Origin of the sequence: Vagococcus fluvialis, from assembly GCF_048815235.1 — a bacterium.
In the GTDB taxonomy this organism is placed as follows: domain Bacteria; phylum Bacillota; class Bacilli; order Lactobacillales; family Vagococcaceae; genus Vagococcus.
Genome location: NZ_JBMEAO010000006.1, coordinates 23,424 through 36,861, shown reverse-complemented (window position 1 = coordinate 36,861; position 13,438 = coordinate 23,424). Strand labels below are relative to the sequence as shown.

At 31.8% G+C, this 13,438-nt stretch carries 12 protein-coding genes; 11 read left to right on the top strand and 1 reads right to left on the bottom strand.

Annotation, left to right across the window (positions count from 1 at the left end; all coding sequences use genetic code 11):
• The first annotated feature begins 117 nt into the window (after positions 1 to 117).
• A complete protein-coding gene (locus ACODH8_RS05145; RefSeq protein WP_332465953.1) occupies positions 118 to 3,303 on the top strand; it encodes a pectate lyase-like adhesive domain-containing protein in 3,186 nt (1,061 codons plus the stop codon).
• A gap of 69 nt (positions 3,304 to 3,372) precedes the next feature.
• Here ACODH8_RS05145 and ACODH8_RS05140 read toward each other — a convergent pair whose 3' ends face one another.
• Positions 3,373 to 4,485 carry a DUF916 and DUF3324 domain-containing protein gene (locus ACODH8_RS05140; protein ID WP_332465952.1) on the bottom strand — a complete coding sequence of 371 codons (1,113 nt, stop codon included), beginning with the start codon at positions 4,483 to 4,485 and terminating at the stop codon, positions 3,373 to 3,375.
• A gap of 226 nt (positions 4,486 to 4,711) precedes the next feature.
• On the opposite strand from ACODH8_RS05140, the gene ACODH8_RS05135 reads away from it, so the two are divergent.
• The 10 genes from ACODH8_RS05135 (at position 4,712) to dapA (ending at position 13,437) form a co-directional block, all read left to right on the top strand.
• Positions 4,712 to 5,341, top strand: coding sequence for a WxL domain-containing protein (locus ACODH8_RS05135; RefSeq protein WP_332465951.1), 630 nt, complete (start codon positions 4,712 to 4,714; stop codon positions 5,339 to 5,341).
• 396 nt (positions 5,342 to 5,737) lie between these two features.
• Positions 5,738 to 6,256 (top strand): hypothetical protein, encoded by a 519-nt coding sequence (locus ACODH8_RS05130; protein WP_332465950.1) that lies wholly within the window; start codon positions 5,738 to 5,740, stop codon positions 6,254 to 6,256.
• Entirely contained in the window at positions 6,240 to 7,319 is a 1,080-nt protein-coding gene (locus ACODH8_RS05125; RefSeq protein WP_332465949.1) for a DUF916 and DUF3324 domain-containing protein, read from the top strand. The genes ACODH8_RS05130 and ACODH8_RS05125 overlap by 17 nt, the downstream gene beginning before the upstream one ends.
• A gap of 16 nt (positions 7,320 to 7,335) precedes the next feature.
• Entirely contained in the window at positions 7,336 to 7,668 is a 333-nt protein-coding gene (locus ACODH8_RS05120) for an LPXTG cell wall anchor domain-containing protein (RefSeq protein ID WP_332465948.1), read from the top strand.
• Positions 7,669 to 7,671: 3 nt separating this feature from the next.
• Positions 7,672 to 7,902, top strand: a complete 231-nt coding sequence (locus ACODH8_RS05115; protein ID WP_332465947.1) for a hypothetical protein — start codon at positions 7,672 to 7,674, stop codon at positions 7,900 to 7,902.
• A 322-nt stretch (positions 7,903 to 8,224) separates the two neighbouring features.
• On the top strand, positions 8,225 to 8,926 hold the full coding sequence (locus ACODH8_RS05110) for a hypothetical protein (RefSeq protein WP_332465946.1): 702 nt from the start codon (positions 8,225 to 8,227) through the stop codon (positions 8,924 to 8,926).
• A 138-nt stretch (positions 8,927 to 9,064) separates the two neighbouring features.
• The gene (locus tag ACODH8_RS05105) at positions 9,065 to 10,780 is read left to right on the top strand and encodes an ABC transporter ATP-binding protein (RefSeq protein ID WP_332465945.1); all 1,716 of its coding nucleotides are present in this window, start codon (positions 9,065 to 9,067) and stop codon (positions 10,778 to 10,780) included.
• Between the two features lie 109 nt (positions 10,781 to 10,889).
• Positions 10,890 to 11,378, top strand: a complete 489-nt coding sequence (locus tag ACODH8_RS05100) for an ECF transporter S component (RefSeq protein WP_332465944.1) — start codon at positions 10,890 to 10,892, stop codon at positions 11,376 to 11,378.
• 103 nt (positions 11,379 to 11,481) lie between these two features.
• Positions 11,482 to 12,534: an aspartate-semialdehyde dehydrogenase gene (locus tag ACODH8_RS05095; protein WP_332465943.1), complete on the top strand. Its 1,053-nt coding sequence runs from the start codon at positions 11,482 to 11,484 to the stop codon at positions 12,532 to 12,534.
• A gap of 12 nt (positions 12,535 to 12,546) precedes the next feature.
• Positions 12,547 to 13,437, top strand: coding sequence for a 4-hydroxy-tetrahydrodipicolinate synthase (gene dapA, locus ACODH8_RS05090; RefSeq protein WP_332465942.1), 891 nt, complete (start codon positions 12,547 to 12,549; stop codon positions 13,435 to 13,437).
• The last annotated feature ends 1 nt before the right edge of the window (position 13,438 follow it).

Genomic DNA, 13,438 nt, shown 5'->3' with positions numbered 1-13,438 from the left:
GTATATTTCGTTCGTATAAGGTATAATAAAAGTGTGAATACTTAAAAGAGGTGCTATCTACTAATTTTATAATTGAAAATAAAACTGAGAAAATATTATAGAAATGGAGGAAAAGTTGTGAAAATAAAACAATTAATTATTGGTGCTCTACTATGTTTAAGTTTTACCTTACTTATACCAAATATAGGACAAGCAGTTGTTGAAGAAACAAGTTATGAACAATCAGCTGAACCTTTCAAGCAAAGAGGAGAGTATGTAGAAGTTACAAATTTTGAAGACTTAGTTAAGCATATGAGAAGTGAAGAAACTAAATATGTGAAAATTATGAATGATATAGGTAATACGAATTCACTTTTAGGTGGAACAACTACAGGTGGAGCTTATCATCCTGCAACTAATTTTAGTAAAGGAAAAAGAATTACTAAAGTATTAGATGGTCGTATTCCTGATGGAGAAGGTGGTTACAGAAATGCCAAAGTAAATTTTAGAAGGTATGGGCTTTGGTATGATAGTGGTAATACTCCTGTAAGTATTTATTCTCAGAATATGGAAGTTTATGCTATGAACTATTATGGATGGGTGACAGCTAATGGTCCAAATAAGGGATCTAAAGTATACAATCATAATGTACATCATATAGGATCACAGTTAATGCGATCTGACAATCAAGACGTTTTCTTTTCTGGCAATGTCAGAACAGATGTTGTTATAGAATATACATTTGATGGCAATAAACATACACCTAATGCTGGTCAAGGAAATATGCAAAGTTCTAATGTGACTTTTGCAAAAAATTCAACGTTTATTGCGACTTCGGAACAAGATGGAAACCTTCAAGTTCTTAGCTCAGGTACAGTTAGATTGGGTGAAGGTGCTGATGTCTTGTTAGACACTAGTGATGATAGTCCGTATGACTTTACGCCTATAGATTATAATAACGAACAAGCACCTTCTTTACATGTACAGCAAGGAAGCGTTGTTTTAGAAAAAAATGCCAAATTAACAATAAATTCTGGTCCTACACGGAAAAAAACAGCTATTTTTTTAGAGCAGTCAGGATCGAAAATTGAGTTGAAAGAAGGATCTGAGCTGAGCGTTAACTTAGTTGGAAATGATACAAATGGAATATTCCCTGGAATAAATGGGACTAGACCTATTCAATTGAGTGATAACACATCTCTAACAGTAGGGACAGATGCTATATTTTCGATATCATCTACAGGAACAAAAGGCGGACAGTCACCAATTATGAGTGTTGGTTCAAATGCAAAATTTATGGTGAGTAGAAAAGGCTCTTTCATAGTTGAAACAGACGGGACAGGAAACAAAGCGATATTAGATATGGGGTCTAATGCGGATTTTAGATTTACAGATGCGCAGAGTGTAGACATTAAGTTTTTAAATAGTAATGTTCATACTAATTCTAGGCTTATTAATATGACAAATCCAGGTAATTTTTATGTAGATGTTCAAAAAGTAAATACTTGGACGAAGGGAGCAAACATAGTTGATGAGGATGTTCCAAACTTTAAATCATATGCACCTATGTTTGGGATGCGAATACCATATAATGGGCCCAATGTCCAAAGAACAAGCTCTAAGTTTACAGCTGCATCAACAACTAAGAATACAGTAGACGAATTCAAAGCTAACTTTAATACATATACTGGAAATAGTTCGGCGGGGTATCAAAGGTTACAATATGAGTTTATTCCAGACGTAGATTTGACAATTGATACAGTAGCAACAGATGTGTCTACTGATCAAAGTTCAACTACAGTTTCAGGAACAGCGACCCCTGGTTCGTATTTACGTTTATCTACAACTCCTATTGCAGGTTCAGGAAGACCGACAGAAATTGATCCGAAAAACAATGGAATAAAGTCACCTGTAGAATTAACATCAAGTGATAATCCTGTTTTTGGAAAAATGCTTGATAATTTCACTTTAATTGTACCTGCATCTGGCAAGTATACATACACTCTTCCGTCAGGTAATTTTAATGCAGGTACTGAAATTGAAGTTTATGGGTTTAAAGATGGTAAAGAAAAATCTGTATATCAAACAGTATTAGATGAAACACCGCCAATAGGTGAGTCAAATGAGTATTTAGAAGTGGAGGGAGGTCCAGTACCATTACCTTCAGTATTTGTTAAAAATCCTACAGATACTCATCCATTACCGCAAAATTTTACTTATGAATATAAAACAGACATTAATGATGTAGCAGCGATGATGTCAGTAGTAGGAACTCATGAAGTAGAAGTTTATGTAATTGATAACGCAGGTAAAAAAGGAGTAGTTAAATCAAATTTAATTATCTTTGAAAGTGATAAAAGAAACGTACTTGAGGCATCTGATATAAGTATTACTCAAAATGAACTAAAACAAATTACGAACCTAGAAGAATACATCCTAACAGAGAGTAAGGCAGAAGCCTATAAAATAGTTAACAATCGTAAAGAAGATTTTACAAATAAAATCAAAGTGACAGATTATGGTGGACTTTCAACGTCAACTAAAAAAGGTGTATTTGATGTAACTTTAGAAGTACCTAATGAACCATTAAGTAAAAAAATTAAATTTACAGTTATACCAAGTGAAGTGGAAATGACTTTAAAGCAAGTTTATAAAGGGACAGATGATGTGATTTATTCTGATTTAAAGAATAAGACACCGATTACGAATTACAAAGAAAATGTCACAATAGGTGATTCTATATCAGAATTAGTTGATCAGTTAATTACCGATAAAAAATTAGTTGTGAATCATGATGGTTTCGTAGATATTGACAAATCTAAATTCATTATCAAAGTTGATGGGAAAAAAAGAGAATTAACTGAAATACCAGACGACCCCTTCGATTTAATTTTTGAATATGAAGGTCAGATGTTTTTTGAAAGTGTGCCAGATTTGAAATTTGGTCAAATCAACACAACTAAGGATCAGTCTGTTCATAAATTACCCGATAAAGAAAAAGCCGATGTAGAAATAGTCAATACATTACAGCATAAAAATTGGGAGCTTAAAGTGTCTCTACCGAAAGGCATTAAAAAAGGTGGTAAACCTACTGGTGAAGAATACTTAGGAGAACTGATTTATTATGGTGCTGATAATAGTAAGACTCCAATTGGAATAGGCGGTACAAAATTATTAACTCAAGATAACCCAAACGAGCTTTTCAGTGAATTAGATATGAAAGGTAAAGATAATGTTGGAATGAGGTTGACTCAAAAAATAGGTAATTCAGCAGGGAATTATCAAGGTGATTTACTATGGAGTCTAGACGATGTTCCGGAATAATCTTTGATTAAATAAAAAGTGAGCTCCTAAGTTAGATTTGATTTCTAACTTAGGAGCTCATGTTTATTATTATTTACGCTTTTTTTGTTCTTTTTTAAGTTTAGCGATATTTTTTTTACGTATGTCTTTTAATTTTTGTTGATTAATTTTATTTTCTTTTTTTGTTTTTGAAAGCCAAAAAACAATGAAAATAGCTAAGACAGTAGCTGCAACAATTCCGGCTATAATAAAATAATTAAAAACATTTTTTTTATTTTCAACTAACTCAATCGCTTCTTTATTAATTCGATAACTTTGTTCCTTTGAGATTTCAAAATTTTTGTCAAAAGTAAAATCTTGTTCTTTTGTTTTTACAGTCATATTTAAAGTGTATCTTCCTGGTTCTAATGGTTCGTTATCCCACATAACAGGGAAATCAAAATTAGAATTAGGAGCAAATTCAATATCAGTTCGTTGTTCTGACTTGATTACTTTATCTGAATTAAATTTAGTGATTTGTGCATCAACTGCTACTCCGCCAATTAAAATAGGTGATTTATTCTGTAAATTAGCTGTAACGGCTGTTCGATATGAATATAATGCGGGTTTAATATTATTTAATTCGATAATAGGAGTAATATTATCTTCGTTAACTCCATGTAGGACAACTCCTTTAATCATTTGAAATTTATTGATAAAAGTAACGTTTTCCTCAGCTTGTATAGATTCTTCGTCATCTACAATATCAGTAACTAATCCACCAAGTACAACCCCTTCAAAGGGTTCTTTAGGATACTCTAACTTGAAAGTTAAAGTTTTTGATTTTCCAGCTTCTATCTCCACCTCTTGCTTTTCACTGATTAAAGATGTAAAAGGAGTAACTAGTGTGTCATCATATTGGTAGTCTTTACTTTGCTTATTATACTCTATCTCACCTTTAATATTTGTAATGGCATTTGTTGGTGTTACTTGAAAAGTCTTTGTTTTTTTTCCAGTGTTGTTAACAGTTACTTCAATTTCTTGAGTTTGAGAAGGTTCCATTAATAAATCTAGATAAGTTACTGTCTTATCAATTTGATTTTTTGGTTGTGCTACTGACATAGTAAAATCCATGTTTTCATTATCCGCAAATGAGGGAGTGTTAGTAATCATTAAAGATGATAAGAGAGTGGTCAATAATAAGAAAGTTTTTTTTAGTTTCATTTTTTGAAACACCTCATTTCTTATGTTTTTTTTAATACCCTTTTATGATAAAACAGTCTGACATAATAAGCAACTGATTATTTTGATTACTTAGAATGATATTTATGGGATTGACAACAATATAACAGTTGTTTAATACAAAAAAATACAATATGTGTTTAAAAAAGATACGATAAATGATATAATGGAATTATACAAATCAATTTTTTATTTAAGGAGGATAATTATGAACACAAAAAAATTACTAATTGGTGCTTTGTTAATATCAAATTTAGGTTTTGTTGTAGGAACTAATGTTTTGGCTGCGGAACAGGATTCAAAGAAAACAGATGCAACTTTTGAAATTGTAACAAATCCAGACGGAACAATCATGATAGAGGCTAACTCTTTACTTTTTGGTCCACAAACTATTTCACCAAGAGATGTAGATGCGAAAGCTACAAATGATCTTAACATTAAAGTGACTGAATTTAGTGGATGGAAGCCGGGGTGGACTTTACAAGTTCAGATGTCAAAATTTAAGGATGGAACAAGCGAAGCTAAGGATATTAAGTTGTTCTACCCTAATGTTGTACCAACAACTACTACAGGCGGAGATGCGAATAAACATCTACCAATTTCAGATGGAAAAGATAAGGGATTCATAGATGAAAATGTAAAAGGTACTATAGTAGAAGATAATAATACACCAGTAACATTGGCAGGCGCAAAAGCAGGTAATGGTTATGGAGAATGGACACTTGCTTATGGAGCCTCAGCAGATACTAATGTTCAATTAAGAATACCAACAGGTCAAGTAGTGGGAAATTATAAGAGTACAGTGACTTATACTGTTCGAGATACTCCAATTTTATAAAAATAATAAACTTCAGAAAAAAATAATATACAAAAGTGTTATAAAATTATAAATAAGATGCTTATTGCTGTATATTTCTTATAAAATATTAAATTTATAGTTGTTATTTCTATTGAATAATAAAAAACATTACATTTTTATTAAGGAAAATAAAATGTTGTTCAAAAAAAATACCTATAATGATATATTATTAGTAAGTTAGAAAATAAATATTTCTTCTAAAAATTTTCTGATTTTAAATTTAAAGAAAGTTGAGGATTTATTGTGAGTGTCAATAAGAATGTTATAGCAAAGATATTTTCTGTGATTTTAGCGCTGTTTTGGTTAGTGTATATTTTCCAAGTTTATCGATTCTATTCTCAAGTAAAAGAATTCATAACACCAGGAAGCTCATATATGATAAAAATTCTAGAATTTACTAATTATCGTGGTAATGAGTTAATTATCATGTTAGCTGTATTTTTTGTACTGGTCTCAGTAACTAGTTTGCTTTCAATTTATTTTTACCGTGTGACAAGTATAAAAAATCAAAGGGAAATTCTTAGTTATATGATTTTTGCTAATTTATTTTTTATCGCTATTGTCTGTGTGTTGTCAAATGTTTTTTTCTCAGTTCATTTATTGTTAGTTATTTTATCGATGATAGTTGTAAGTACATCACTATATGTGTCTAATCTGTTGTTTAGTTCAAATGTGAATTTCAAAAAAGGTGATATTATTTTTTCAAGTGATGCTTTTTTAACGAAAGATCAGGCAAAGGATGGACTCAATAAAAAAATGAGAAAACTTAATTCATCAAAATTGTCAGGTGATATTTTCATAGTAGACAAGGAATACTATTTTGAAGTCTATGCCACAGATCAATTAGTTTTGAATAGCAAAGGAGATTTTATTATAAATGAAAAAGAAAAATAATATTATTAAAAAAGTATGTTTAGTAATTATTTTGCTTTTCTCGTTTGTTACTAGCGTAGATGCAGCAGATGATAAAAAGCATGGAATAGGATTTGAAATTAGACCTATCTTACCTCAAACACAAATAGATAATAGTTTAGGTTATTATTATTTTGAAACAAAGCCTGGTGTAAAACAGGAAATAGAGTTATCAGTTTTAAATGTTCAAGATAAAGATATTACAGTAGAGATATTTGTTGAAAATGCAATATCTACTAAAACTGGTAGTATTGATTATACTACCAACCTTGAAAAAGTACACGATTCTTTAAAAAATCCAATGTCTGAGATTTTAGCTCCTACTGAAAAAGTGGTTACAGTTAAACCAGAAGAAGAAAAAATAGTCTTTTTAGAGATTAACCCACCAGCTGAAACATATGAGGGAGCAAAGATGGGGCGAGTTATTGTTAAAGAAAAAACAGAAGAATCATCTGTCGGAGTAAGTCAAGAGTATCAATACGGAATAGGTGTTATTACATCTGAATCAGGAGACTTATTTAATGATGGAGATATTCTAAAATTAGAGGATGCAAAAGCGTTTGTGAGCAATGGGTCAAAAGTAATTCAAGGAGAATTAGTAAATCCACTACCTAAAACTATTGAAGACTTAGAAGTAAGAGCGTTTGTAACAAAAAAAGGTGACAGTAAAAAATTAAAAGAGAAAAATATCGATAACTTTTCTTTTGCTCCGAACTCAAAAGTACTTTACGAAATACCTTGGGGATTAACTAATTTTGAAACTGGAGAATACACATTCAACTTTAAAGCTAGTAATGATTTTGAAAGCTTTGATTTAACTAAAGACTTTAAAATCAGAGGTGAAGATGCTAAAAAGCTGAATAATCAAGCAGCCTTTTCTGTTCAAACACCTAATTTTATGAAAATGTTGATTATTATTATGAACGTTATTCTAATCTTATTATGCATTATTTTATATATGAGAAATAAAAAATGGATTACTGAAATTAAAGCTCGTAAGAGAAGTAACAGAGGAAAAAGTAAGAAAGGAAGAAAAAAGAAGTAGGGAGGAGGCTATTGGATTGAGAAAATTAAAAATCTATAGTTTGTTAGTTTGTTTGGTATCACTAATAATTTTTTCTCCAACTATTACAAAAGCTGAAATAAGTGAAACAAAAAATAATTTGGAGACAAAAACAGAAATTGAGATTAAAAAGGGACCAGATAAAGTTATTACTAAAGACGAAGAAACTATATACGAACCTAGTGAGCCAAAGCCAATAAGAATTTTACCTCAAACAGGTGAAATTATTACTACCTTTATCTATGTTATTGTGGGATTGTCTTTATTAATCTTTTTAATCGGAATACTGATAAACAGAATGACGAGAGAATATATTAGATGGGAGTATTAAGTAATGAAAGATTATTTATGGATTATCATTGTGGCGATATTTGCATTAATCGCTTTTATCTTTTTTATGATGACTTTGTCAAATAGTTCATCATTAATAAAAAGACTAAGAAAAAGTAAAGCTAATATTATGTTAAATTTAACTATATTATTAATTGGTCTAGCTAATATTGGTATTGGTATCTACTTGCTACAAGATGTGAGACAACAGATTGAGAGATTTAGTAATTTTTAAACTAATAATTAATTTTTTTATTCAGAGAGTTCATTTAATCGGTTTTTTTGTAATTTTTTTTAGTTTAAAAATGTCTTTTATGAACTAAATGTATAAAAATGAGCTCTTTGTTCAATGAATATGATGAAAAAATATTTTTATAATTAAAATAAACATTTTGTTATAAAAAGGTATCTTTTATGAACGGTGTGTGTTAGTATTAATATATACCTAATAGAAGCAGAATAATTTTAACCTCATGCTTTCATATAAGGTATAATTAAAATACGGAAAAAACAATAATTAATAATTATTGTAAAAAAATGAAAGGGTGTAATATATAATGAAGAAGACTATTTTAGGAACAGTTCTATTATCGGCTGTAGTATTATCAGCAGGAGTTGTAAATACTTATGCAGCAACAGAACATGATTCATATGATTCAAACGTTGAAGTGAGAATTAACGAGGGTGGTACTATCGTAGTACCTGGACCATACAAAGATAAGTTATCTTTAGTTTATGTTCCAGATGTATTTAAATTTACTGGATCAGAAACTACTGGAGCTTTAGAGCTAAAAAATGAAAACGCAAATAAAGAAAAAAGTTTTATTGTTGTTAATGATGATAGAAAAGATGAGGATGGCAAGCGTGTAGGTGGAGACTGGAAAGTTACTGGTAAATTAAGTGCCTTGGAAGCAGGTAATGAAAAGTTACCAGCTAAAATGTCTATTGTGCCTGGTGATATTACTAAATACGATATTGGTGATTTAGTTAATAAATCAGATGGAACAATTGATTTTGCGCCAAAAGCAATTGGTACTGACCGTGTGGATATTGGAAATGCAGGTTTTGTTGTAAAACCTTTTGTTATGGATGCTAATGGAGACGCAGTTGAATTCTTCACAGCAACAGCAGCAGCAGCTGAAGCTGAAGCAGGAGCTAAAACTAGCTTAGGAGATGCTACATTAGATATTGCAACAGGAAAAGCAGTAGCTGGTAGCTATATTGGTAAAGTTACTTGGACTTTAACTTCATCAAAATAAAATATACTTTTTTAAAAAAGTTAGATTAACTATCTAACTTTTTTTTTTGTCAATTTATCAATTTCGAGGGGGAAAGATAACAAAATATCAAAACTTTTGTTATAGTATAATTTCAGTATCGGATTTGGAGGGATTGGTTTGTTTAAACGTTTTTTTGCTTATTATAAGCCTTATAAGGCTTTATTTATATTAGATTTTACTTGTGCTGTTATCGCTGCGCTTTTAGAGTTAAGTTTTCCAGTGATTGTTAATCAAGTGATTGATAAAATTATGCCAAGTGGAAATCTACGCTTAATTTTTATGGTTAGTACTTTGCTGTTATTCTTTTATGTCATTAATACAGCTTTTCAATATATTGTGGTTTATTTTGGGCACAAGTTAGGTGTGAACATTGAGACGGATATGAGAAATCAGTTATTCGCTCATTTTCAAAAACAACCTTTTGAGTTTTATGATAATCAAAAAACAGGTAAGTTGATGAGTCGTTTAACAACTGATTTATTTGAAATATCAGAACTTGCCCATCATGGTCCAGAAGATGTGTTTATCACAGTTATGACTTTAGTGGGTTCGTTTTTATTAATGTTTAATATTCATCCACAATTAGCATTGGCAACGGCTATTATGGTGCCGTTTATTACTGTAGCCCTTGCTTATTTTAATAAGCGTATGACTAAAGTAAATACTAAGATTTACGATAATTTAGGTGAGTTTAATGCAGGGATTGAAGCTAGTGTTAGTGGGATTCGAGTGACGCAAGCTTTTGCCAATGAACATTTTGAGAAACAAAAATTTGGTAAATTAAATGAATTATATCGTCAATCTAAGTTAGCTTTTTATAAAACAATGGCTTTAAGTTCTTCTTATAATTATTTATTGATTCGTTTAATTAGTTTATTTGCTCTAATATTTGGTTCTTATTACACTATTAAAGGAGACATTACTAACGGTAACTTTGTTGGTTTTATTCTTCTATCTAATGTTTTTGCAAGACCAATTGAGAAAATTAATACTATGCTTGAAAGTTATCCAAAAGGGTTTGCTGGCTTTAAGCGTTTAACAGATGAATTGGATAAAGAACCAAGTATTCAAGACAAAGATGGTGCAGTTGAAGTAGAAAGCCTTAAAGGAGATATTAACTACAATCAAGTTAATTTTTCATATGGTGACGGGACGCAAGTTTTAGATAATCTATCTTTATCTATTAAGCAAGGTGAGACGGTTGCTTTTGTGGGACCAAGTGGTGCTGGGAAAACAACTTTATGTCACTTACTACCTCGTTTTTACGAGATTGATTCAGGAGATATAACAGTTGATGGGTTTAATATCCAAGACGTGACCATGAGTTCTTTACGTAAACAAATTGGTATCGTTCAACAAGATGTTTTTCTTTTCCCGGGAACGATTAAAGAAAATATTGCTTACGGCAAACTTGGTGCTAGCGAAGAAGAAATTCAAGTAGCAATTAAGTTAGCTCATTTGAATCAAGTGATTCAAGATATGCCAGAAGGTCTTGATACTGTTATTGGTGAGCGTGGTGTGAAATTATCTGGTGGTCAAAAACAACGTGTGGCTATTGCTCGTATGTTTTTAAAGAATCCGCCGATTTTGATTTTAGATGAAGCTACATCCGCTTTAGATACAGAAACTGAAAATGTTATTCAAGAGTCTTTAATGTCCTTATCAGAGGGACGTACGACGTTAATGATTGCTCACCGTTTAGCGACGATTAAACAAGCAACGCGTATCATTGTCGTTAACGAGGAAGGTATTGCTGAAGATGGAACTCATGAAGAGTTAATGGCTAAAGAAGGAGCTTATAAACGTCTTTATGATGCACAGTTTAGAGATTAATAAAAGAGGTTGTAGGATAGGTGAAAACTTATTTTACAATCTCATTTTCTTTTATTACCAGTAGTTTTGACGTAGAATAAGACAATAAAAATAGTTTAGGAGTTTTCTTATGAAGATTGTAAGAGAAAAATTAGCCATACTAGCGATGTTGACAGCTTTAAGTGTCGTGTTAGCCTTGTTTTTTGTCATTCCAGTTCCTTTAACAAAAGGATATGTTAATTTTCTTGAAGTTGGCATTTATATAGCAGCTATGTTGTTTGGTGGACCTGCAGGGTTCGTTGTAGGAGCAATTAGTGGAGGAATGTTAGATTTATTATTAGGTTATCCTCAGTGGTTGCCTTTTTCAGTTTTGATTCATGGTTTGCAAGGTTATGTGGCTGGTAGATTTACAAGAAATGGATCTAATTCAGGGCGAATGATTTCGTTAATAAGCGCGTCGCTATTAATGATAGTGGGTTATTTTTTTGCTACTTGGTTTTTATATGGCAGTGTAGCAGGTGTCGCTTCTATTATTGGAAATGTGTTTCAAACGGGTTTTGGAATGGTTATTTCCTTAGTTTTAATTAAAGTATTAGATCGTTTAAATTTAACCAAATAGAAGGTGTTGAGAGAAAGATTCCTTAAAGAATTTTTCTTTTTTTTATGCTAAAATGGGAGTTAAGTAAAATCGGGAAAATTGTGTATAAATGGAGGAATGTTAAATGTCGGGATATCATATAGCTGTCGTTGGTGCCACTGGTGCTGTTGGCACAAAAATGAAAGAAATGTTGGAAGAAAGTTCACTTCCAATTAGTGGGATTAAATTTTTAGCTTCTAAGCGTTCATCAGGAAAAGAGATTAGCTTCAAAGGTGAGACGTACATCATTGAAGAACTGACGCCAGACGCTTTTTTAGGTATGCAGATAGCCTTGTTTAGTGCGGGAGGGTCTATCTCTCGAGAATATGCTCAAGAGGCTGTACAACGCGGCTGTGTCGTTATTGACAATACAAGTGCTTTTCGTATGGATAAGGATGTGCCTTTAGTTGTACCAGAAGTTAATGCTCATCATTTACAATATCATCAAGGTATTATTGCCAATCCAAATTGTTCGACGATTCAAATGATGGTTGCTTTAGAACCAATCCGTGAGTCTTTTGGTTTAGAGCGTTTAATTGTGTCAACTTATCAAGCTGTCAGTGGAGCAGGTGTAGCAGCAGTCAATGAATTAAAACAACAAGCTAAAGACATATTAGATGGCAAAGAAGAAGTTGAAGTTAATATTTTACCCTGTTCAGGGGATAAAAAACATTATCCTTTAGCGTTTAATGCGTTACCTCAGATTGATGTGTTTGGTGCTGAGGGCTACACAGAAGAAGAGTGGAAAATGATTAATGAAACCAAAAAAATTATGTCTGATGATACGATTAAAGTTAGTGCGACTTGTGTTCGTGTTCCGGTTATGTCAGGTCATTCAGAGTCTATCTATATTGAGACAACTAAAAAAGATGTGACAGTTTCTCAGTTACAAGCATTATTAAAAGATGCTCCAGGAGTTACTTTACAAGACAAGCCAGAAGAACAACTTTATCCACAACCAAGGACAGCTGTTGGGCACAAAGATGTGTTTGTAGGACGGATTCGTCGTGATTTAGATACACCAACAGGATTCCATATGTGGGTTGTATCAGATAATTTATTGAAAGGTGCTGCTTGGAATTCCGTTCAAATTGCAGAAACATTGCATGAGATGGATTTAGTTCGTGTGGCAGGATAAGGGGACTTAAAAATGATAAATGAATTAAAGAATGCGCGTATTTTGACAGCAATGATTACACCTTTTGATGAATCAGGTAATTTAGCTATGGAAATGATTCCAGTTGTGGTAAATTATTTAATAGAGCATCATACAGAAGGTATTGTTGTGGGTGGCACAACAGGAGAATCTCCAACCTTATCTGAAGAAGAAAAAATAATCTTATACAAGGAAACCATTAAGTCAGTTGCAGGTCGTGTCCCTGTTATTTGTGGCGTTGGAAGCAATGATACAAGAGCTTCTATCTCTTTTATTCAAAGAGTAGCTAACTTACAAGGTGTGACAGCAGGGCTTTGTGTGGTTCCTTATTATAATAAACCAAGTCAAGAAGGTATGTATCAACACTTTAAAGCATTAGCAGAAGCAAGCGATTTACCAATCATTCTGTATAATGTCCCAGGCAGAACGGGGGTCAATATGACAGTTGAGACAACTCTTAGACTAGCAAAAGTACCAAATATTATTGGAACAAAAGAATGTCAAGGATTAGAGGCTTTTACAAGTATTGTAAATAATACACCTCAAGACTTTTTAGTCTATTCTGGAGAAGATCATTTATCACTACCATGTAAATTAATTGGTGGAGATGGTATTATTTCAGTTTCCTCACATGTTGTAGGGGATGAAATGTTTGAAATGTATCAAGCTTTAGAAGAGAAAGACATAGAAAAAGCAGCCAAAATTCATGGGGAATTAAATCCCGTGTTTGATGCTGTCTTCTCTGTGCCTTCGCCTGCACCTATTAAAACTGTTTATAACGAATGGGGCTTATTAGTTGGAGAGCCAAGACTACCTCTTGTTTCATGTAATAATGAAGAAAAGACAAAAATAATGACTGAAATTAATCAAGTCGTAAAAAAATAAT

Excerpts from the sequence above, each read along its gene's own strand:
- ACODH8_RS05125 (WP_332465949.1), top strand. The coding sequence starts at position 6,240 with ATGAAAAAGAAAAATAATATTATTAAAAAAGTATGTTTAGTAATTATT.
- ACODH8_RS05115 (WP_332465947.1), top strand. The coding sequence starts at position 7,672 with ATGAAAGATTATTTATGGATTATCATTGTGGCGATATTTGCATTAATC.
- ACODH8_RS05135 (WP_332465951.1), top strand. The coding sequence starts at position 4,712 with ATGAACACAAAAAAATTACTAATTGGTGCTTTGTTAATATCAAATTTA.
- dapA (WP_332465942.1), top strand. The coding sequence starts at position 12,547 with ATGATAAATGAATTAAAGAATGCGCGTATTTTGACAGCAATGATTACA.
- ACODH8_RS05095 (WP_332465943.1), top strand. The coding sequence starts at position 11,482 with ATGTCGGGATATCATATAGCTGTCGTTGGTGCCACTGGTGCTGTTGGC.
- ACODH8_RS05110 (WP_332465946.1), top strand. The coding sequence starts at position 8,225 with ATGAAGAAGACTATTTTAGGAACAGTTCTATTATCGGCTGTAGTATTA.
- ACODH8_RS05130 (WP_332465950.1), top strand. The coding sequence starts at position 5,738 with ATGATAAAAATTCTAGAATTTACTAATTATCGTGGTAATGAGTTAATT.
- ACODH8_RS05100 (WP_332465944.1), top strand. The coding sequence starts at position 10,890 with ATGAAGATTGTAAGAGAAAAATTAGCCATACTAGCGATGTTGACAGCT.
- ACODH8_RS05140 (WP_332465952.1), bottom strand. The coding sequence starts at position 4,485 with ATGAAACTAAAAAAAACTTTCTTATTATTGACCACTCTCTTATCATCT.